The following is a 20,804-nucleotide window of genomic DNA, read 5'->3' on the forward strand; positions in this document are numbered from 1 at the left end:
AAAGGAGATCAAATGATCTCCTTTTTTTATTTCTGTTTTTTACAATAACTAAATCAAATTATACTTTAAAGCGAGATAGCGACATTTGCAGTGTTGTTGCTAACTGCGCTAGCTCAACACTTGATTGTGCTGTTTGCTCTGCACCTAGTGCCACTTCACTTGCTGATAAGCTCATGCTTTGAATGTTACGACCAAGCTCTTCTGTTACTGAATCCTGTTGACTACATGCGCTTGCAATTTGAATACTGGTGTCAGTCACCTTCATCATGGTTTCTTCAATCATTTGGATTGATTGACCCGTTCGAACGCTTTGCTCTACACAAACACGGATCTTAGAACAACTTTGATCTGTTGCGGCTTTTGCATGTGTTGCACTTGCTTGCAGTTTCTCAATAATTTCAACAATCTCAGTAGTAGATGATTGAGTACGACCCGCAAGAGAGCGAACTTCATCAGCAACCACCGCAAAACCACGACCTTGCTCACCAGCACGCGCAGCTTCAATTGCCGCGTTTAATGCAAGTAAGTTGGTTTGGTCAGCAATACCGCGAATAACTTCAACCACAACACTGATGTTGTTTGACTCACGCTCTAACTCTTCAACTAGCTCACCCGCTTGCTCAATATCGCGAGATACCGTTTGGATTTGGTCAATATTCGATTGAACGTCACGGTTACCTTGTTTTGCTTCTTCAGATGCTTCTAAAGCAGACGTAGACGCGGTTTCAGTATTATTTGCTACTTCTGCTACCGTTGCTTTCATTTCTTCCATTGCAGCGGCTACCGTTGTAATGTCAGATTGTTGTTGTTGCATGCCACGAGCAGATTGCTCAGAAATCGCGCTCATTTCTTCTACAGCAGCAGAGAGTTGAGTTACTGCTGATATCGTATCTTCAATAAGAACACGTAACTGATCTTGCATTTCAATATTGGTATCGGCTAATTCACCTAACTCATCATTACCAATTTCGTTACGTGCAAGATTGAACGTTAAATCACCAGCAGCAATCGCTTTAGACTGCTCAACCACTAAATTTAATGGGCGACAAATTTGGCGAGCTAAAAAGAAAGTAATAAAGATCATAAAGCCAATAAGCGCAGTAAACGACACTTGAGTCGCTGTAGTTACATTATCAACACTACCCATAATTCTAGTGCGGTTATTAGTAATAAAACCTAGATTAATCTCAAGCAATGCATCCATTGCTGAACCAACTTCTTCAAATTGCTTAAATGAATCCAAAAGTTCAGCTTGTGCTTCTGCCTTAGCGCTGCTGTTTACTTTCTCATTAAAACCATTTAATAAACGTAAGTATTCTTTCCAGCCATTTAAAACACGATCAAACACACGGCGTTCGTTACCACTTGCTACCGTCGCCTCATACTGCGCTAATTTATTATTTATTTGATTTTTTTGTGCCGTTAACGTTGAAAATAAACTTGCTAACTCACTATCTCGATAAGTAAGTGCAGCATATTGATTACGACGATACGCATTCATCTCAAAGTAAATATCTTCAACCGACAATACACTTGGAACCGTCGAATCAGTAAAGTTAATGACCTCTGATTCTACTTTATTTAATTCTTGTAATAGGAAAACAGCAAACGCTATCATCACTAAACTAATCGCCGAAAACACAACGGCAATTTTATTACGTACTGCTAGATTTTTATAACTCATAGCCTTTATAACCCTGTCATACTATATAATAGCTCATCCATGAATAAATCTTGTTATTAAACTAAATAACTACACGCCCTTGTTAACGGCAGAGCAACAGAAAAATAAAGTAAAAAAAGGTGAATTACAAATTGCAATTACACGCAACATATAACTCACCCATGTTAACACAATGTAGGATTACTTTTTAAAAGGCTCAATAGTCAAAATAATACCGTCAACAGATACTACATGAACCAGTGTTCCCTTTGAAATATCTTGTAAACTTTTTGCCGACCATGTTGTGTCTCCGATAATAATACGACAAGGACCAGCAATAATATCCTCTTCCAAACGAGAAACTTGACCGATTAATTGCTTCTCTTTTTGATTTAATTGCCTATTAGAGTCAGATCTTTCATCTTTTTTATGCTGATAACGCCACCAAAGCCACGTCGTAAAAAGAGAAAATACAGCAAAGCTTAGCCACTGCATTTGCCAACTCATTGGTATTAATGCATACAACACACCCACAGCAACAGCTGATAACCCAATCCAAAGAAAGTACCCAGCGGTACCAAGTAACTCACCTGCTAGCAATAGCAAACCAAGCGTTAACCAATGCCAATGATTCATTTGTTCAAAAAATTCCATTATGAACTCCTATTTAGAACCCTCTTTATCTACTTTAAACATCTCCGCGATGCCAGCAACCGATCCCATTAAACCTGTCGCTTCTAACGGCAACATAATAATCTTACCGTTTTCAGCTTGGCCAATGGACTTAATAGCCTCAGTATAACCCTGTGCAATAAAGTAATTAACCGCTTGCATATCACCTTGAGCGATTGCATTTGATACCATTTCAGTCGCTTTTGCTTCTGCCTCTGCCGCACGCTCACGAGCTTCGGCTTGAAGAATTGCAGCTTGCTTATCACCCTCCGCTTTTAGGATCTCCGCTTGCTTGTGACCTTCGGCTTTTAGGATCTCAGCTTGACGAACCCCTTCAGCTTCTAAAACATCGGCACGCTTATTACGTTCTGCTTTCATTTGAGCATTCATCGCTGCGGTTAGATCTGCAGGTGGTTGAACATCTTTTATCTCAATACGAGTAACTTTAACTCCCCACGGATTGGTTGCTGAATCGACGATAGCTAATAACTTCACGTTAATCATATCTCGCTGGCTTAGCATTTCATCTAATTCCATTGAGCCTAACACCGTACGCATATTCGTTAAGGTTAAATTACGAATCGCATGTTGAAGATCACTCACTTCATAAGCGGCTTTTGCTGCATCAACAACTTGCACAAAACACACAGCATCAATGGTTACATTAGCGTTATCTTTTGAAATCACTTCTTGTGCAGGAATATCTAATACCTGCTCCATCATATTGATTTTTTGACCAATACTATCAATAAATGGAATGATTAAATTTAATCCGGGTTTTAATGTGTGTGTATAACGGCCAAATCGCTCTACCGTCCAATTGAAACCTTGGGGAACAGTCTTAACACCTAGTGCTATTAATACCAGAACTAAGAAAACCAGAACACCAATTGTTATTAATGTATCGTATGCCATTATTTGTCATCCTTCTCTAATTGATAATTACCTTAATATATTAAACATTTGTTAACCATCTATTGATTATATATGAATGGCACTCGTTTTTTTTACAAATATATGAACACAACAAACAATTACTCACAAAAGTCATCACAAAAATACAATTTAACTACATTTGACCTTAATTATTCTTAATCCAATTTCGCTCAAATTGTTAAGTATTAAATAATCGTATTTCCAACTAATAAGTTCGTTTTAGGTTCCAAAGAAAATAATTTAAAATTAGAGCTCAAAATTAAAACATCCATAGATTCGAACAAACTCAAATAATAGTTTTATCAATTTAAACATCACAGAGCCTTTAGTTGCTGTTTTTTTAAACAGAAAAAGTGTGATCTTCCTTGCTTTTTAGGCCTCTTCTCTTTACTCTGCTTTCCATTAGGCAAATCTTATTTTGCTTCTACTTGTTTATAGGAAATCACCTTGAGCCAAACATCTTTCTCATCATTAGATCTGAACCCATCTCTTCTTCAAAACCTAGAAACTTTAGGCTATAACGAGATGACTCCAATTCAAGCTCAAAGCTTACCATTCATGCTGAAAGGGAAAGATGTCATTGCCCAAGGAAAAACGGGCTCAGGTAAAACAGCTGCGTTTGGTTTAGGCTTATTGGCTAACCTAGATGTAAAACGTTTTCGTGTTCAATCACTAGTATTGTGTCCAACACGTGAACTTGCTGACCAAGTTGCGGTAGAAATCCGTAAGCTTGCTCGCTCTATCCACAACATCAAAGTTCTGACGTTATGTGGCGGTGTTCCATTTGGTCCACAAATTGGTTCACTTGAGCACGGTGCACACATCATCGTTGGTACACCTGGTCGTGTTGAAGAGCACCTACGTAAAGGTTACTTAAACCTAGACAACCTAAATACATTTGTTCTTGATGAAGCTGACCGTATGTTAGAAATGGGCTTCCAAGACGCGATTGATATGGTATTAGATCACGCACCTACTAAGCGTCAAAACTTACTGTTCAGTGCAACGTTCCCACCACAAATCAAATCTATTGCTGATCGCATCATGAACGATCCAATCATGGCAAAAGCAGAAGACAAAGTAGAAAATACCTCTATCGAGCAGCATTTCTACAAAGTTGATGATTTTGAAGATCGCCTACGTGCACTTCAAATTCTGCTTCTTAAACACCGTCCAGAATCAACCGTTATCTTCTGTAATACAAAACGTGTTACTCAAGAAGTTGCTGATGAATTACGCCACTTTGATTTCAGCGTAACCGCGCTTCATGGTGATTTAGAGCAACGTGACCGTGATAAAGCGTTAGTTCGTTTTGCTAATAAGAGTACATCTATCCTAGTTGCTACTGATGTTGCCGCTCGTGGTCTTGATATCGAATCTCTAGATGCAGTAATCAACTTTGAATTATCTCGTGATCCTGAAGTTCATGTTCACCGCATTGGTCGTACTGGCCGTGCTGGTAATAAAGGCATCGCATTAAGCCTATTTAGCAACAAAGAAACCAATAACATTGCTCAAATCGAAGATTACATGAGCATTACTATTAATGACGAGCCACTACCAAGTGAAGATTACCTAAGCGAGCAGCCACACTACCCAGAAATGGTAACGCTTTGGATTGATGGCGGTAAGAAAAACAAACTACGCCCTGGTGATATCCTTGGTGCATTAACTGGTAAAGATGGCGTTGACGGTAAAAAAGTAGGTAAAATCAACGTGTTTGATTTCCACGCTTACGTTGCCGTTCACAGCTCAATTGCTAAAGCTGCATTAGATAAGATTGCAACAGGTAAAATGAAAGGGCGTACATTCCGTGTAAGCCGTATGCGCGGTTAATAGCGAATACAAAACAAATAATACAAAAAAGGCCGAGTAGATGATTTCTACTCGGCCTTTTTTTGTTGCAATAAGTTTTAGCTTTACACCGCTAATGGCATCTCGCTTGATGGTGGAATTGAGTGCACTTTACGTAAACCATACACCGCAAGTAATGCCATTAAGAACATAATTAACCCTACTGGCATTTGGCTATTAGCAGGGATCATCGATGCCACCATTGTTGCTAAACCCGCGCCCAAATTTTGCATGCCGCCCAATAATGCACCGGCTGTTCCTGCGTGTTGTGGAAATGGTGATAAAGCACCTGTTGTTGCTGCAGGAAATAAAATGCCCGCGCCTAAGAAGTACAATACGGCACCACCTATCAGAGTTGGCGCAGTGGTTAATCCCATAACACCAGGAACCAATACAATCGCCGCACCTAAAACAATAGACACAAGACCTACATCTAACGATTTCTTCTCAGACCAACGCTTTGCAATCACACTTGATAAACCAGCACCTGCTAAATAGCCAGGGATAGGTAGAATAAACAGAATACTTACTGTTGTTGCTGCTAATTTAAGTTTACCACCCAGTAATACCCCTGCTGCCGCCTCAAACACAGCAACACCAGCAAAAGTCGCCACTAAGCAGATCAAATAGCCTTGAAATCGGTGCTCTGATAATACGTGACGGTAACTCTTTAATACGGGCTCTTTACGACGCACTTCTAATGGTAACGTCTCTTTCATTGACGTTGTCATTATGATCAATACAGCAATGCTAAACAGAGCCAAGAATAAGTAGCTTGAACGCCAACCAAATACTTCTGTTAAATAGCCACCTAACACTGGAGCCAAAAGTGGTGAAAACATCATACACATGCTAATGATACTATTGGTTCTGTGTAGTTCATCACCAGAGAAGCAATCACGAGGAAGTGTACGGCACATCACGCCTGCAGCACCAATACCTAGACCTTGCACAAAACAGCCCGCTAAAAATAACGAATAATCATGAGCAAATAACGCCAAAATAGTGCCAGCAATATATAAAGTAAGACCTGATAAGATCACCACACGACGGCCAATACGATCAGAAATTGGGCCGTAGAAAAATTGTGATAGACCATAAGGAATCAAATAAACAGCCATAACTGCTTGTAACGAAGCAGGACTTACTTTGAATTCACTTGCCATGTAGCCAATAGATGGCACATACATAGTTTGGCTCATTTGACCAACAGCAACTAAAATAACGATCAGGAAACTGAACGTCGCAAGTGAATACGACTTTTGCATGACTGCTCTCCGAAAAACAGCAAAGTATTAATAAGATATGTTAAGGGAATTAACGCCTGTTAATATTTAACAACAAAATTGATTAAGCTAACTATGAATATAGCTAAGCCTTTATAGGGCGAGATGATAAGGCGATTATATAAATCAGGCAATCTAATTTGCGCCTATTTCAGGAGAGATTTTTTATACTACTTGGATTAGTTTTCCTAATCCAAATCTAGTGCTTTTATTTCACTATATTTAGAATAATTGTAATGTTCATCCTCTATATAGAAATTGACACTTGGTTTCGCCCTAGCCGCTTTGCTTCATATAAAGCTTCATCAGCTTTATTAAGCAATTTGCATGAATCAAATATCGTATTATTTACCTCAGTAACACCAATGCTACTGGTCACTTTTACATGTTGTTCATTAATACTAATTTCAATATTTCGTATCGTGTTTAATAGGTAATTAAGTCGTAACTCTGCCTCTATTGCATTTGTATTGGCTAATAGCATCACAAACTCATCACCACCTAAACGAGCAAAGTGATCATCAAATGTACATAGCGCTTCACAAGCTTGGCTAAATAAACGTAATACTTCATCACCAGTATCATGCCCATAGGTGTCATTGATTTTCTTAAAGTAATCAATATCAAACAATGCGATAGAAAATGATTTTTGATTCAAATGATACTCTTCAATAAAACCATTAATTTTACTTTCAAAACAGCGACGGTTACACGACCCCGTTAGGTCATCAAATAAAGCTAACTTAGAATAGTGCTCGGCTTTGGTATTTAATTTATAAAAATAAACCGCGTTTTTCGTCAAAAAAAACAATAATGCTAAAAGCAAAGAAAGCACTGTAGCTATCGTGATATAAAGAGGGGTAAACCAATAATTTTTCGCTTTAGTCACCAAAATAATAAAAGGAAAATCAGACACTTTTTAACAAAAACGCCTTGATAAGCACCGTTATATTTTTTATTTGAATCAAACATAAATTCTTGGTTATATTTCAACCCATTGATTTTTTGATAAGGAACATAATCAAAATCCATCGTTTCGCCGATAGGAAAATACTTAGGTACACTGGTTGCAAGCACCGTAAAATCACGACTTAGTATCGTAATTGTCGATCCTTCCGATAAATCCGCGCTACGTAATGCTCTAGTAAAAAATGTAAAGTCCGTTAACAAGCCAACAATACCTGCAAACGCTCCTTTCTTATCCATAATTTTTACCCCTTGAACCATCACATTACGATTAAGTATATCTTTAAAAGGCCCAGTAATTACTGATGTTATCTCTTCATTGTTATTCTGTAATCGCTGACAATATTCACGAGATGAAAGATCAACCCCACCAATTGTTTTGGTTTTTAGTAATACGCACTCTTTATCTACCGCAAATACATGAATAGCATTCATTAAGGTTTGATAGTGTAACTCAAAAACTTCCGCTTGCTCTTGATAATGGTTGTCTGAAAGGGCTAATTGAGCAAAGCCATCTTGAGTTAAATCTTTAGATAATTGAGTTAATACAAAATTGGAATGATTAAACGCAGTTTGAAGCCAAATCGACACAAAATTTGCATTGAACTTTAATTCACTTTCAATAAGTCGACTTTGCTTTTGATGATTTTTCACTACATAAAAAACAGCACACGTTAGAGCGATACTCAGCAATAACAATGAGCCACTCAAAATAATTCGTTTTACCCTCATTTTTCCCCAATACATTCATAGCAGTGTTCAATGATGACACAGTACATGAATACATTTTGTATAAAAATAAATCACTGTTAATTTTAGTAACAGTATTATCAATGAGGCAGCGTCTTTAAATTAATACTTCTATCATCTAAAAAATAGGACAGTGCTGATACAACAAAGCCAGCTAACTTAGCTGGCTTCTTAATGATTTCTAATGAAGGCTAACAATCAAAACTATGATTGTGCCTGAGGCTTACGCGCTGGACGTGGGCCTTGACGACGTGGTTTTGTATTACTTGTTGCAGATGAACCACCTGTCTTTGGTTTGCCTGCCGCTTTTGGCTTACCACCACCAAAATTGCTGCCATTGCCACGGTTTTCACCATTGCCTTTGGTCTTTGGTTTACCGCCTTCCACAGGACGTTTTTTATTATTACCGCCCTCTTTCTTTGCGCCGCCAGCACTGTGTTCCGTGTTGCGTCTTTGGCTTGGTTTTGCACCTTGCTTATGACCATTACGGTTCTCACCAGAACGTTGACCATCTTTATGATCCACACGTGGTGCTTTTGCTTTCTTTGGTTTCTTCGCTTTGATTGGGCGAGTATCCAATTTAGACTCAGGCACTTTTAGTGTAGGTTCAAAACCTTCAAGCGTATGACGAGGTAATACTTTTTGAATTAGACGTTCAATTGCGAATAACTCTTTTGATTCATCTTCACTCACAAAAGAAACCGCTTTACCCGTTGCACCAGCACGACCAGTACGACCAATACGGTGAACGTAATCTTCCGGCACTTTTGGTAAATCAACGTTAATAACTTGAGGCAATTGCTCAATATCTAGACCACGAGCAGCAATATCTGTCGCCACTAACACACGAACTTGACCAGACTTAAAGTTAGCTAACGCTTTAGTACGTGCGCCTTGGCTCTTATTGCCATGAATGGCTGCCGCACTAACGCCTTTCTCTTCTAGCGTTTTAGCTAAACGGTTTGCACCATGCTTAGTTTTACTAAATACTAGTACTTGCTTCCAATCGTTATCTTTAATTAACTTAGTTAGCACGCGTGCTTTTTTCGTCTTATCAACAACGTAAACAGATTGCTCAACCGTCTCTGCTGTTGTATTACGTTGTGCAACCGAGATCTCAACTGGGTTATTCACCAAGCCTTTTGCTAATTGGCGGATCTCATCAGAAAACGTTGCAGAGAACAGTAAGTTTTGACGGTTCTTAGGCAATTTGTTTAAGATTTTTTTAATGTCATGAATAAAGCCCATATCTAACATACGGTCCGCTTCATCCAATACTAGAATTTCTAATTGGTCGAATTTTATCGCGTTTTGGTTCGCAAGATCCAATAAACGACCAGGTGTTGCCACTAAAACATCAACACCTTTACGCAGACGCTGCATTTGTGGGTTTGCTTTAACGCCACCAAATACTACATCAGACGTTAGTGGAAGGTTTACGCTGTATTTTTCAACACTCTCGTGCACCTGTGCAGCTAATTCACGTGTTGGTGTTAATACCAAAGCACGTACTTGGTTAAACTTACGCTTAGGACCATTTGATAAACGCTCAAGAAGAGGCAGTGTAAAGCCTGCTGTTTTACCTGTACCTGTTTGAGCCGCAGCCATAACATCCTTCCCTTCAATTACCGCAGGGATCGCTTGTAATTGGATAGGTGAAGGTGTGCTGTAACCTTGTGCTTCTACAGCTTTTAAAATAGGGGCAGATAAGCCCAAAGAGGTAAAACCCATACTAAAATGTTCTCTATATTGTTCATTAAGCGCAAAACTGCGAGCGCTGTAGCATACAGTAACTTCTAGATTACTCAATCCTAAAGCGCAGTTTAAAACGAAAAAGCCGAGCAACTAAGGCTCGGCTTTGATTCATTCTGTAAAATTAGGACTCTATTAGTCTTCTAATTCTGCGTTGTGATAAACCTGTTGTACGTCATCACAATCGTCTAGTAGATCTAAGAATTTTTGGAATTTCTCAGCATCTTCGCCTGTAACCGCCATTGGGTTTTGAGGTACAAACGTAATTTCTTCCACATCTACAACTAGATCTGGGAACTCAGCAGCCAGTGCTGTTTTCACTTTAAAGAACTCAGTGTGTGGTGCGAATACTGTGATCACGCCATCTTCAAGTTCGATATCAGAAACATCAGCATCTTGCATCATAAGCGCTTCAAGTACTGCTTCTTCGTCGTCGCCTTTAAACTGGAATACAGCTTGGTGATCGAACATGTGAGCACTTGTGCCTGGGCTACCAATTTTAGCACCAGTTTTAACGAAACATTGGCGAACGTCTTGGAAAGTACGGTTACCATTATCAGTTAAACAGTCAACGATTACGCTTGCGCCGCCTGGTGCAAAGCCTTCGTAACGTGCGTGTTGGTAATCTTCACCACCGCCGCCAGTCGCTTTATCAATTGCTTTATCAATGATGTGTGTAGGCACCTGATCTTTTTTCGCTTTCGAAATAAGATGCTTTAGAGACAAGTTCATGTCTGGATCAGGACCGCCATTCTTAGCACACATGTAAATTTCTTTACCGTATTTAGAATAAACTTTGATTTTTGCGCCTTGTGTTTTAGCCATTGAGGCCTTGCGCACTTCAAAACTTCTTCCCATCGGGATTCTCTCTTATGTTTGTGGACTTTAAAATTATCGGCAGATTCTACCAAATTACTTAGGGAATAGGCTAGTAAAGATCAAGGAACCTTACGCTACGCCCATTTTTGACTTGTATTTTTCAATAGATTGCTGAAAAAAGAGACGTTCTGCCTCATCTTCTATCTTCTCAGCCTCTACGATCCAAAGATCGGGACCTGCTTTTGCGTTTTTCACCTTCCACACAAAGAATGCCGCTTGTTTATCAAGTTCAATTTTATTTTTTTCTTTTGGAGGTAATAAGGACAGGTTTTGCATAACAAGCTCATTTAATTAATCACAACGAAAGTCTACTGTGTCACTGAGTTATTTTCTAGCACTGTTTAACAATAGCGAGCAAAGTTTGGGGTGCAGAAACAAAAATGCGCCAAACTGCTGTCTTTAGCAATGGCGCATTAGTAAAACACTTGAAGGTATGAAGGTAGAAATCAAAAATTAATGAATAAGACCCAAGTCTTTCGCTTCTTCTAGGGTGAGACCACTTTCTCTGATCTCACGCATCGCTTCAATACGACGACGCGCTGCTGCTTTTTTCTGACACTCCGTAATGTTTGTTATCACTTCATCGTTTATTTCGTACTTGCCTTTCATGTCGGTGATTTCACCGTGATCAATAGAATTAATAGACATAATAACCTCCTAAATCCATACCCTTCAGACGTATGTTTAGCAAAGCCAATTGAGCTTGTTAAATCTATTTATTCCAGAGTGTGAGCTAAGTTAGATTTGTGATTTATTTTATCAAAAATACTATCTTTAATAGTATCAATTAACTACATTTAAACGTTCAGCTTCAAAGAAAAATCCTGCGTAACATCACTTTTTTATCTCCCTATTTTCTTGCCTCTACGCTTTATTGTTCGTGCTATCTGTTAATGTGCGCTATGCTAGCCTTAAATTATATTGATATAAATAATGATAACTATGACCATCAACAAAATCGACATTACGGTTCATACCGACTCGCCATCATCAGAATCTCTGTTAACAAGTGCTTCATTAACCAAAGATTCAGGTATAACCTGTGACACCTGTCGAGCTTGTTGCTGTCGATTAGAAGTCATGCTTATTACCGATACAGGCGTACCTGAAGAGTTTATCGATACTGATGACTGGGGAAGCGAAGTAATGCTGCGTTTGGATGATGGTTGGTGTGCCGCCGTAGATCGCGACACACTAATGTGCACTATTTATGAGAATCGTCCGTGGATCTGCCGTGAATTTGAAATGGCCTCTTACGAGTGCGAAGTCGAGCGCAAAGAAAACGGCATCGATAAATAAAACATTAAGACGATTGTGTCTCTAAGTAAGTCAAATACAAACGCGCATCAAACTCAAGCTGATGGTAATCTGGCTCCATGTGACAGCACAACGCATAAAATGCCTTGTTGTGCTCCTTCTCTTTGATGTGCGCCAACTCATGCACCACGAGCATACGCAGCAAGGGCTCTGGCGCCTTCCGAAACACACTCGAAATTCTAATCTCATTTTTAGCTTTTAATTTATTGCCATGAATGCGTGACACAAACGTATGCAGGCCAAGTGCATTATTCACAATGTGTATTTTAGGATCATACACGACCTTACTAAGAGGAGATGATTTCTTAATGTACTTGTTCTTTAATGCTTGAGTGTAATCAAACAACGCCTTTTCAGACGTAATATCATGCATAGTCGGGTATTTATTCTTTACCCATTCCGCCAACTTTCCATTGGTTACCATTGGCTCAACTTGTGCCAAAATATGCTCTGGATAGCCTTTTAAATAACGTAACTTAGTCATGCTTTATACTCATGATCTCATTTTACTCATAATGCGCTATTGTACCCTACTTTCTTTATCGCTACTCTACTCTCTCTTCTTTCTTCACTTTTCTATTTTTAACCAAAGAGATTTTATGAACTTTCGTCACTCACTTTCTAACACTATTAATCAAATAAAAGAGACTATTGGTGAAGTCATCGAGTTTCAATCTCGTATCTGGGTGATCAATATTCATGAAGGTACGCTTAACGACGAATCATTCATTATTAATGAAGATAGCTTCCAAGAACCAATGCAGTGGATGGTAAAACGACAATACAGCACTGAAATGATCGAAAAAGTCGATGCGATGAAACGCTCCCAAATAGTGGTACTGACGCATAATAATGTAGAGCATCGATTAATAAGAGTAAAATAAAAAAGGCCTACTCATTACTGAATAGGCCTGATTATTATCTAAGTGATAATGATAGTGAGGTAATTACTTCACTTTATCCCATGCCATTGACCAATCAGAGCCAACGCCAGGTGCAAAACTTGTCGCGGTTTCAGTCCACTGAACACAGTAACCAGAATAAGGGAATGGCTTACATTGGTAGATAGCGCCATCTTCAGCCAGTACTTTTGTACCTGCTGTGTAGTTTTTTACGTTCTCTGGGAACACGAAATCATAATCACCTGCTGGTGGCGGTGTTTGCTCTTCCATCAAATGGAAATCAGATGTAGTTTGCTCAATTAACTCACCCTCTGTATTTTTGATACGAGAAACAAGCATATGATGACCTTTTTCTGATTTAGATAATGTCATTAATACTGACTTAACATCACCATCTTTTAGATCAACAACCGCGTTCGATAACGCTTCTTTTGCATGGTTATAAACCGTTAGCTCTACATTCATATCGCCCACAGCGTATAAGCTAAGATCTAACTCTGTCGCCGTATCACCAATGGTATACATAGACGCTAGGCCTTGAATATCTAACTCATAGCTTGGCTCTGGCGTTTCGATTTGGTAACCAATCTCAACACTCTTTAGACCGCTACCTGCTTTTAAATACACCGGGTTTGAACCAAAGGCTGGGACAAACTCCCCTTTATCATTTAGCTGACCCGCAGCGATGTTTGATTGTTCTTGGTTAATCTTTGCTGCTAATGCGTGTGTCCAGTTATTTGCTTGACCTTGAGTTGCATTTTCAATCGTCACGCTTGTCGACAAACGGCTGTTTTCGCCAGAAGCATCGAACACGCGAGTAAACACACGGTCACCCACATTAAGATCACGCGTAGGGTTAATTTGACCACCTTGAGTCCAAGTTGGGTCAACCACACCACCGTCACCTTCAAATTTCACATCAATAACGTTATAGAATGCCGCAGCCGTATCGCCCACATCCCAAACAGCCAAAATCACTTGGTAGCCTTCACGCTCAGGAACCACACACTCATGAGAGAATGTTTGTGGGTATAGCGGCGGTTTTTCCATGTTGTATTCAAGCTCACAGAACGGCGTCAAATCAAAAGAATCACGCGTTAATACTGCGTTTTGATTCCAGTTCTGTTTTGTCATGTAGTACTTCCACGTTCTTGTTACGTGGTTAGCCGTAAATGTCCATTCAAACGTTTGTGCGCCAGCAGTCATTGGACGCTTAACCCAACGATCAGACGTTTGTTCGTTTAACTCAGAGAACTGAACTAAACCTGCACCTGCGATTTGACCATCTGCTGGGCCATTTTCAGGAAAACCTTCAGGGCCTTCAACACTCTGAGGCTCCCACTGCACAGAGCCACAGTTAGTATTTTTTTCTTGAGTATCAGAGGTTGGGAATTTACATAAAGCAGCACGAGAGCCAGCGATGCCACCGTTTGTTTCAGAAACATAACCGTGGGCAGACACACCAACACTAGTAGCCATTAGCGATAATGCTAATATTGTTTTTGTTGAGCAGTTGTTCATCATTTTTCCTTTAGAATTATAATTTTATTAGCACACAGACTGAAGGTTTACGTCCTATTTTCTCGAATGGTTTATCGATAAAATTGTGCGCGCAGGAATGTAGTTGAAAATAAACATCTAAACGAGAAACATAATGCGTTACTGGAAGTCAAATCACGAAATAAAAAGCGGGTACAAACTTGCTTACAATTGGTTCATAGCTTTATTCATAACTGCATTTTATTTGCTTTATAAAACTAACCAGATTGCAAAAAAAAACATTAAAACACACAGTTAAATAAACGAAAATACAGATAACAATTAACACAAAAACAACAACTTTACGTTCAATTCTGTTTAAAAGGTGAGCACTCACATAATTATGAAATCGTCCAAATGATCAAAACGACACTCTTGATAACCTTTTATTTACTGAGGTTAATATTCTGTAACAATAGTGCGTAGAAAAACCAATAACTACAATAACTATAAAGTTAAGTCTAAAATTCATCGTTAGAATGGAGCTCATCATGCACAAAAATGAAATAGACAAAAACGAACATATTCCATTACCCACCAACACCAAGGAATGGTTCTTAAGTAAAAACAGTTTTATTATTCTCGCCGATATTGTTCTTTTTGCTCTTTTATACAAATTTTTACCCTTTGAGCAAAACGTCGTTCTCGGTTTAAGTATCTTAGTCTTTGTTGCTATTTTATGGTTAACCGAAGCCTTACACGTTAGTGTTACCGCCCTATTGGTTCCCATTTTAGCCGTGGGTTTTGAGATTTTTGATACCACCAAAGCACTGAGTAACTTCGCAAACCCAATCATCTTCTTATTTTTGGGAGGATTTGCATTAGCCGCCGCTTTGCACAGACAAGAGCTTGATAAAGTCATTGCAGATAAAGTATTAATCTTAGCCAATGGTAAAATGAGCACCGCTGTCTATATGCTATTTGGCGTTACCGCAGGCTTATCCATGTGGATCAGTAACACTGCCACTACAGCAATGATGTTGCCATTAGTATTGGGCGTTCTTAGTAAAGTCAACGCGAAAACAGGCCACAATACCTATGTCTTTGTGCTACTTGGTATCGCTTATTGTGCCAGTATTGGCGGGATCTCAACCATTGTTGGTAGCCCACCAAATGCCATTGCAGCAGCAGAAGTTGGGTTAAGCTTTACAGAGTGGATGTTGTTTGGTGTACCAATTACTCTCATTCTTTTACCTGTCACAGTTGGCCTATTATATGTGATGCTAAAACCCAACCTTAACGAGCTATTTGAGCTGAACCACGAGCCTGTTACTTGGGATAAAGGCAAAGTCGTAACCTTAATGATCTTTGGTCTCACCGTTACGCTATGGATTTTCAGTAAACCAATCAATGCCATGTTAGGTGGATTTTCTAAATTTGATACCTTAGTAGCGCTAATGGCCATTGTGCTGCTTGGTTTTGCTCGCGTAGTACAGTGGAAAGACATTGAAAAAACCACCGATTGGGGCGTACTGCTGCTGTTTGGTGGTGGTATCTGTCTAAGTAACATCCTAAAAGCAACAGGCACAAGTAGCTTCTTAGCATACAGCCTGAGTGATATTTTATCGCAAGCAGGGATTATATTTACCATTTTAACGGTTGCCGCGTTCGTTGTGTTTTTAACCGAATTTGCCAGTAACACCGCCAGTGCTGCGCTGCTTATTCCGGTATTTGCCAGTGTCGCCGAGGCATTAGGGATCTCCCCTGTGGTGCTTTCAGCTATGATTGCTATCTCAGCCTCTTGTGCCTTTATGTTGCCAGTAGCCACGCCACCAAACGCGATTGTGTTTGGCTCGGGTCACATAAAACAATCTGAGATGATGCGCGTAGGTATTTATCTAAACCTAGTGTGTATTGTTATCTTAACGGTGTTTGCTTCCATCTTCTGGGCATAAAACGCTATATAAAAAAATACGGCCTCTGTAATTACAGGGGCCGTATCATATCGTTAAATATCAATTGATGATGCAGAGCTAAACTTGACGCCAAAACTCATCATTAGGATCACTCTCTTCACACCATACCGCATCTCGACGCGCCGCCAAATACCACTGTAAACCATCGAACAAGGCAAAGGCCGTAGGTCCACCTAAATGCTCGAACGCATCAAAAAACGCATCTTCTTGCTCAATTAAACTCTCTAATGTAGTGCATGAATGGGTAATCGCCCACTCGATAGCTTCTGGCTGAGCAGTTGCTTCATCCATCACAACAGCCACAAGAGGAAGCGTTGTACTTAGTTTTTCGGCCTCGTTCAATTCACGAAGATCGTCCTTATCTTGCTCTTGGTTTTTTATCTCATCAATAATAGCTAAACGCTCTTTATAAGACACATCGCGGTTTAACTCAGCAATACGCAGCGCATAAGCAAAACGCTCAGAGCCGACAATTTCAATCAAGGTCTCTAGCAACACCAAATCCAACGACATCGCTTTTACATGGTACTCAATACACGCCTGAATACTTAAATAACGCACGCCATTAAATTCGTAACCACAGCTTTCGTCATACCCATCTAAAGGCTCGCCATCTACCGCTAAATCCCACCCTGTGTATTCAACACGCGCTTTAGCAATTTCATACATAGGCCATGCACTTTTACCAAAGCCTTCAAGTATCGCTCCATGAAACTCAGACGCCTCTAGCTCTTCTTTGGTCCATTGCAAACCAATGCCCAGATGCTTAGCGTACTTGTTCATTAACGCGTGTTTAATTTGATCACGGAACGACCAGATAGATTCAGATACCCCAGCCGATGGCAATGCCAAACACTCTTTACATGCAGGCAACTCAATAGGTTGATGGGTTATCTGACGAACTTGATGCGACAATTTAGGAAAAGAGAGGAGATCGAACGAAGGCTCACCACAAAACCAACAGGTATGTCTGAGGTTAAAAGGAATATCGATAAGTGAATAGTGAGACATTAGGGCTTCCGATCTAAAAAAGAAAGCCCTAGTTTAACTGATACTGCGTATTAAGAAATTACTCTTTTTCTCTTAATATACGAAACGTGTGTATTGCCATTGGAATGATGATTACCGCCAACCCTACGATTAAGAATCCCATAAATATCATGAATGAACTCTGCCCACTCAAATTAAGCATTCTGCTACCCTTTCTATTTAATTAAGCCATGTCACCCAGCCCAGTAATACTATTTTGTATTTTTTCTGGGTTATTATTATTATTTTTAAAGTATTGACTCTACCTTCTTTATAAACGGCATTATGCTGTATCACTTTTCAAAATTAAATATTTTACTTACAAATACGCGATCTCAGATCACAAACCCAACCATTTTTTAACCTAATGATATTTATAACAATAAAAATGAATAGGTGACTCTTAAAAATAAGACAATTGCACATTTTATTTCCTCTCAATTAATACTCATTCGCAACTTTTTGTTACCAGACTATCTTGATAAAAGAAAACACCTATTCTGTAACTCCCGATAGAATGCAATAAGGATGTTAAGTGATATTCATATTAAGTACGCGACACATTGAAACCACTCCCACCCAAAAGCGCCATACCAACGAGCCCGGCGATGATCATTATTTGATCTTGCCTGATTATGCCAAAACCCCCGATATTAACAGCCATCAATATTCACAAGCAGAGTGGATAACCAAGCTAACCCAAAACGCCACCAATGGACACCACCCAAGTGAGCACCCACTTGCAGACTTTAAAACTGGCAATATTTTGTTCTTTGCACATGGTTATAACAACAGCCAAGAAGAGGTTATTCAACGTCATAAATTGTTGGATATGCACCTTAAACAGCATGGGTTTACAGGCACTATTGTCAGCTTTGATTGGCCCTGCGCTACTTATACACTTAACTACCTTGAAGACAGAATGGACGCCTACCAAAGCGCACTGAAATTGGTAACGGCTGGTATTACCCCACTGGCGATAAATCAACTTAAAGAGCACCAAAACCAATGTGATATTGATGTGCATTTACTGGGTCACTCGACAGGCGCTTATGTGATACGAGAGGCCTTTTACCAAGCCAGTAAAAACCGCAGCCTACAGCGCATTCACTGGAACGTAAGCCAAGTGTGTTTTATAGGTGGAGACATTGCCAGACAATCACTCAGCCATGATGATAACAAATCAAAACCTCTGTTTGCCCAAGCCAGTCGCATAACCAATTACCAAAGCCCTTTTGATAACGCCTTAAAAATATCAAACATAAAGCGAGCAGGCTTAGCCCCACGCTGCGGACGCGTTGGCCTACCCGATGATGCACCAAGTAATGTGGTTAACGTAAACTGTGGCGACCATTGGCAAGCGTTAATACAACCGAATGAAGATAAGCACATAGGTAACTGGACACACTCTTGGCACTTTCACTGCACGCATTTTGCCGAAGATTTAGCCCACACCCTACAAGGTGATATCGATAGATTAGCCATACCGACAAGAGAGCGAGTAGATGGAGAGCTAAGATTAACAGTAAAGAAGACAGGTATACCCAAGAAGGAAAGACGTAGGATTAAAGAGTGGGAGTAAGTTGCTCCCACTGAGTATTACCATTCTCTAACTAATAAGCGACTCTGAACCCCTTTGATTTGAAATCCCATTGCATCAAATACCTCCTCAAAATCTCTGCATTGAGGGGGGATATTTGGTAATGACAGCGAGGCTTCATTAAAGAATCGTTGCTGATCACTAGGCTCATCCCACGCTTGTTGCCACCATTCTATAATTGCTGGTTTGGCTTTATCTAATCTCGATAACGAAGGGACTCTATCTCGCTTCTCTAAATTTGACTTACTGCATGTCGGTAATAAATTCCAATGATCGTTATTCGGCCAATGAGCAAAAGGCAAACAGTGATCAACATGATACTCACCTTTCAACGCTTGATGACTCCAAACACAATTAATTACCTGGTTATTATTTCTCAGTTTTTCAACCTTAGTGCGCACCCTATTGGTATCATGCTTTTTATCTAACCAAACTAAACAATCATGGTACGTTTGTAGCGTTATATTATTCTCTCTGTTCGCCTCAAATCGCTGCATTTCAGAAATCCACTGATTCACAACTAATGGCTCAATCCAAGAATAATAAAGACGGAAACATTCCCAAAGGTTTTGCTTTAACACAAACGAACCAAAGCTTTCAAAGAAGGTAGAATCAAGCACAATACTGGATTCTATTTGACGTCTTTTAGGTGGCGCAACAGTTAAAAATTCATGCTTTTTGTCTTTTGAAGAGCCCGAATAAATAAAATTAATTGGCCCATCTTTCATGGTTTTTATCGTTGCTTGCATTGCTTTTTGTAAGGCTTTCGCTTCTTCCCCACAAAATACAGCACCAATCGCTAAATCATCAGCCGATAAATGAGCCAGTTTTTTCCATCCATCTTCAGTGATAAATGCTAAGCCTTTTTGGGTATTACTATTTTGTTGGATATTACCGACATCAATTAACCGCTTATACGCTTTAATCCAATACAGTGCGACTAACCCTAATGGAATGGAGACTTCACCATCAGTGCGATCCAACACACAGCCTGAATGAGCATCTGCAATACGCAATAACACACGCAGTAGCGCTAGTTTATAGGTTGAGCTTTTGCTGTCATTAACAATGATACGACGAACTTTATTAAGATCACCAAAACCATCATCAGGTAAACTCATCACAACCGTTTGCCATTTAACCTCGCTACGCTTTAATGCATCAGGCTCAGCTTCGGTAACTAATCGCGTGTGTAAACAAGCATCTTTTGAAAATTGAGCTAACTCATCAATTGAACATGAATACGAACTTCTACCATCAGTGAAATCACCATGACGTAAACTGATCACCAAGCGTCCATTTGGAGCAAGAAGATTTGAGAGTTTTCTAAAAGCGCGAGCACGTGAACTTGGTGGAATGTGCATCCAAACAGCACTAACCAAAATGACATCAAAGCGCATGCCTAATCCGATGGTGTGACTCAATTCAGGTAATGAATCATCCAACCATTGCACTTGTTCACCTGTGTGTTTTTTGCCTAAATCTCGCATTTCCTTTGCGGGTTCTAAAGCAATAACCGTACACTTTTGATCTAAAAACCATTTGGAATCTCGACCAATACCGGCCCCGACATCCAGAATTTTCTCACCAGAAAATGGCCAAAATAACTTCCAACTGGCATGAACTTTCTCAAACGTTACTGATGTGTAATTTTGAAGTAGTTCTTCTGAATGTTGATTATAAAATTGAATGTTTTTCATAAGTGCTATGTACTGCCTTGTTAGCCTATTGAGAGTTTCAATT

At 39.6% G+C, this 20,804-nt stretch carries 19 protein-coding genes; 5 read left to right on the forward strand and 14 right to left on the reverse strand.

Annotated features, from left to right (window positions below; all coding sequences use genetic code 11):
* Positions 1-58: 58 nt before the first annotated feature.
* The 3 genes from PVK71_RS02700 to PVK71_RS02710 all read right to left on the reverse strand — a co-directional run bounded on the left by PVK71_RS02700 (position 59) and on the right by PVK71_RS02710 (position 3,250).
* Positions 59-1,684, reverse strand: coding sequence for a methyl-accepting chemotaxis protein (locus PVK71_RS02700; protein ID WP_274417837.1), 1,626 nt, complete (start codon positions 1,682-1,684; stop codon positions 59-61).
* Positions 1,685-1,864: 180 nt separating this feature from the next.
* Positions 1,865-2,317: an NfeD family protein gene (locus tag PVK71_RS02705; RefSeq protein WP_274417836.1), complete on the reverse strand. Its 453-nt coding sequence runs from the start codon at positions 2,315-2,317 to the stop codon at positions 1,865-1,867.
* A 9-nt stretch (positions 2,318-2,326) separates the two neighbouring features.
* Positions 2,327-3,250: an SPFH domain-containing protein gene (locus tag PVK71_RS02710; RefSeq protein ID WP_130046712.1), complete on the reverse strand. Its 924-nt coding sequence runs from the start codon at positions 3,248-3,250 to the stop codon at positions 2,327-2,329.
* Between the two features lie 468 nt (positions 3,251-3,718).
* Between PVK71_RS02710 and dbpA the strand changes: the two genes are divergently transcribed.
* Positions 3,719-5,107 (forward strand): ATP-dependent RNA helicase DbpA, encoded by a 1,389-nt coding sequence (gene dbpA, locus PVK71_RS02715; RefSeq protein WP_274417835.1) that lies wholly within the window; start codon positions 3,719-3,721, stop codon positions 5,105-5,107.
* 83 nt (positions 5,108-5,190) lie between these two features.
* Here dbpA and emrD read toward each other — a convergent pair whose 3' ends face one another.
* The 7 genes from emrD to PVK71_RS02750 all read right to left on the reverse strand — a co-directional run bounded on the left by emrD (position 5,191) and on the right by PVK71_RS02750 (position 11,406).
* Complete coding sequence (gene emrD, locus PVK71_RS02720; RefSeq protein WP_274417834.1) at positions 5,191-6,393, reverse strand: multidrug efflux MFS transporter EmrD; 1,203 nt, start codon at positions 6,391-6,393, stop codon at positions 5,191-5,193.
* Positions 6,394-6,658: 265 nt separating this feature from the next.
* Positions 6,659-7,327 carry a GGDEF domain-containing protein gene (locus tag PVK71_RS02725; protein WP_274417832.1) on the reverse strand — a complete coding sequence of 223 codons (669 nt, stop codon included), beginning with the start codon at positions 7,325-7,327 and terminating at the stop codon, positions 6,659-6,661.
* Positions 7,297-8,109, reverse strand: coding sequence for a PDC sensor domain-containing protein (locus tag PVK71_RS02730; RefSeq protein ID WP_274417831.1), 813 nt, complete (start codon positions 8,107-8,109; stop codon positions 7,297-7,299). Before PVK71_RS02730 ends, PVK71_RS02725 begins: the two co-directional genes overlap by 31 nt.
* 222 nt (positions 8,110-8,331) lie before the next feature.
* Positions 8,332-9,858: a DEAD/DEAH box helicase gene (locus tag PVK71_RS02735; RefSeq protein WP_274417830.1), complete on the reverse strand. Its 1,527-nt coding sequence runs from the start codon at positions 9,856-9,858 to the stop codon at positions 8,332-8,334.
* A 156-nt stretch (positions 9,859-10,014) separates the two neighbouring features.
* Entirely contained in the window at positions 10,015-10,737 is a 723-nt protein-coding gene (locus PVK71_RS02740) for a YebC/PmpR family DNA-binding transcriptional regulator (RefSeq protein WP_130043500.1), read from the reverse strand.
* A gap of 90 nt (positions 10,738-10,827) precedes the next feature.
* Entirely contained in the window at positions 10,828-11,034 is a 207-nt protein-coding gene (locus PVK71_RS02745) for a DUF3283 family protein (protein WP_130043499.1), read from the reverse strand.
* A gap of 177 nt (positions 11,035-11,211) precedes the next feature.
* On the reverse strand, positions 11,212-11,406 hold the full coding sequence (locus tag PVK71_RS02750; RefSeq protein ID WP_130043498.1) for a PA3496 family putative envelope integrity protein: 195 nt from the start codon (positions 11,404-11,406) through the stop codon (positions 11,212-11,214).
* Between the two features lie 294 nt (positions 11,407-11,700).
* On the opposite strand from PVK71_RS02750, the gene PVK71_RS02755 reads away from it, so the two are divergent.
* The gene (locus PVK71_RS02755; protein ID WP_130043497.1) at positions 11,701-12,057 is read left to right on the forward strand and encodes a YkgJ family cysteine cluster protein; all 357 of its coding nucleotides are present in this window, start codon (positions 11,701-11,703) and stop codon (positions 12,055-12,057) included.
* Positions 12,058-12,061: 4 nt separating this feature from the next.
* Here PVK71_RS02755 and PVK71_RS02760 read toward each other — a convergent pair whose 3' ends face one another.
* Positions 12,062-12,559, reverse strand: coding sequence for a M48 metallopeptidase family protein (locus PVK71_RS02760; RefSeq protein ID WP_274417829.1), 498 nt, complete (start codon positions 12,557-12,559; stop codon positions 12,062-12,064).
* Positions 12,560-12,674: 115 nt separating this feature from the next.
* On the opposite strand from PVK71_RS02760, the gene PVK71_RS02765 reads away from it, so the two are divergent.
* Positions 12,675-12,959, forward strand: coding sequence for a hypothetical protein (locus tag PVK71_RS02765; protein WP_274417828.1), 285 nt, complete (start codon positions 12,675-12,677; stop codon positions 12,957-12,959).
* Positions 12,960-13,022: 63 nt separating this feature from the next.
* Here PVK71_RS02765 and gbpA read toward each other — a convergent pair whose 3' ends face one another.
* Positions 13,023-14,498, reverse strand: a complete 1,476-nt coding sequence (gene gbpA / locus PVK71_RS02770; protein WP_274417887.1) for an N-acetylglucosamine-binding protein GbpA — start codon at positions 14,496-14,498, stop codon at positions 13,023-13,025.
* A gap of 509 nt (positions 14,499-15,007) precedes the next feature.
* Here gbpA and PVK71_RS02775 point away from each other — a divergent pair.
* On the forward strand, positions 15,008-16,411 hold the full coding sequence (locus PVK71_RS02775) for an SLC13 family permease (protein ID WP_443111703.1): 1,404 nt from the start codon (positions 15,008-15,010) through the stop codon (positions 16,409-16,411).
* Between the two features lie 78 nt (positions 16,412-16,489).
* Here PVK71_RS02775 and PVK71_RS02780 read toward each other — a convergent pair whose 3' ends face one another.
* Complete coding sequence (locus PVK71_RS02780) at positions 16,490-17,443, reverse strand: hypothetical protein (protein ID WP_274417827.1); 954 nt, start codon at positions 17,441-17,443, stop codon at positions 16,490-16,492.
* 553 nt (positions 17,444-17,996) lie between these two features.
* On the opposite strand from PVK71_RS02780, the gene PVK71_RS02785 reads away from it, so the two are divergent.
* A complete protein-coding gene (locus PVK71_RS02785; RefSeq protein WP_274417826.1) occupies positions 17,997-19,043 on the forward strand; it encodes an alpha/beta hydrolase in 1,047 nt (348 codons plus the stop codon).
* Positions 19,044-19,060: 17 nt separating this feature from the next.
* Here PVK71_RS02785 and PVK71_RS02790 read toward each other — a convergent pair whose 3' ends face one another.
* Positions 19,061-20,761: a class I SAM-dependent methyltransferase gene (locus PVK71_RS02790; RefSeq protein ID WP_274417825.1), complete on the reverse strand. Its 1,701-nt coding sequence runs from the start codon at positions 20,759-20,761 to the stop codon at positions 19,061-19,063.
* Between the last annotated feature and the right edge of the window lie 43 nt (positions 20,762-20,804).

Source organism: Aliivibrio sp. S4MY1 (assembly GCF_028765545.1).
Taxonomy (GTDB): Bacteria; Pseudomonadota; Gammaproteobacteria; order Enterobacterales; family Vibrionaceae; genus Aliivibrio.